This is a genomic window from Streptomyces sp. NPDC088730 (genome assembly GCF_044751215.1).
GTDB lineage: Bacteria > Actinomycetota > Actinomycetes > Streptomycetales > Streptomycetaceae > Streptomyces.
Genome location: NZ_JBIVLK010000041.1, coordinates 1 through 1077 on the forward strand (window position 1 = coordinate 1; position 1077 = coordinate 1077).

Annotated in this window: 1 protein-coding gene; it reads left to right on the forward strand. The window is 65.5% G+C overall.

Translation table 11 applies throughout. The features are described from left to right. The coding region (locus ACIP89_RS37785) for a B12-binding domain-containing protein (RefSeq protein WP_402119031.1) at positions 1-1077 on the forward strand (1077 nt) is incomplete at both ends.

Consider the following 1077-nt stretch of genomic DNA (forward strand, 5'->3'; position numbering starts at 1 on the left):
TCCGCGATCGTGCATGCGTCGAAGATCCTGCCGATCGCCCGGCTGGACGAGGAGCAGTTCCAGGCCGCCCACGACCTGATCTACGACCGCCGTGCCGAGGGCTACGACCCGCTGCAGAAGCTCATGGAGCTTTTCGAGGGCGTCAACATGAAGTCGATGAAGGCGGGCAAGGCGGAGGAACTCCTCGCCCTGCCGCTGGACGAGCGTCTCCAGCGCCGGATCATCGACGGCGAGAAGAAGGGCCTGGAGGCAGACCTCGACGAGGCGCTCCGTACCCGTCCGGCCCTGGATATCGTCAATGACACCCTGCTGGAGGGCATGAAGGTCGTCGGTGAGCTGTTCGGTTCCGGGCAGATGCAGTTGCCGTTCGTGCTCCAGTCCGCCGAGGTGATGAAGAGCGCGGTGGCCCATCTGGAACCGCACATGGAGAAGTCGGACGCCGAGGGCAAGGGCACCATCGTGCTGGCCACCGTCCGCGGCGACGTCCACGACATCGGCAAGAACCTCGTCGACATCATCCTGTCCAACAACGGCTACAACGTCGTCAACATCGGTATCAAGCAGCCCGTCTCCGCGATCCTGGACGCCGCCGAGGAGAACCGCGCCGACGTCATCGGCATGTCCGGTCTCCTGGTCAAGTCCACCGTGATCATGAAGGAGAACCTCCAGGAACTGAACCAGCGCAAGCTGGCCGCCGACTACCCCGTCATCCTCGGCGGCGCCGCCCTCACCCGCGCCTACGTCGAACAAGACCTCCACGAGATCTACGAGGGCGAAGTCCGCTACGCCCGAGACGCCTTCGAGGGGCTGCGTCTGATGGACGCGCTGATCGGGGTCAAGCGTGGTGTTCCCGGTGCCGTGCTTCCCGAGCTGAAGCAGCGGCGGGTGCCCAAGCGGGAGACCGCTGTCCTGGAGGTCGAGGAGCCGGAGGAGGGGGTCCGTTCGGACGTGTCCGTCGACAATCCGGTCCCCACCCCGCCGTTCTGGGGCACCCGGGTCATCAAGGGCATCCAGCTCAAGGAGTACGCCTCCTGGCTCGACGAAGGCGCCCTCTTCAAGGGCCAATGGGGCCTCAAG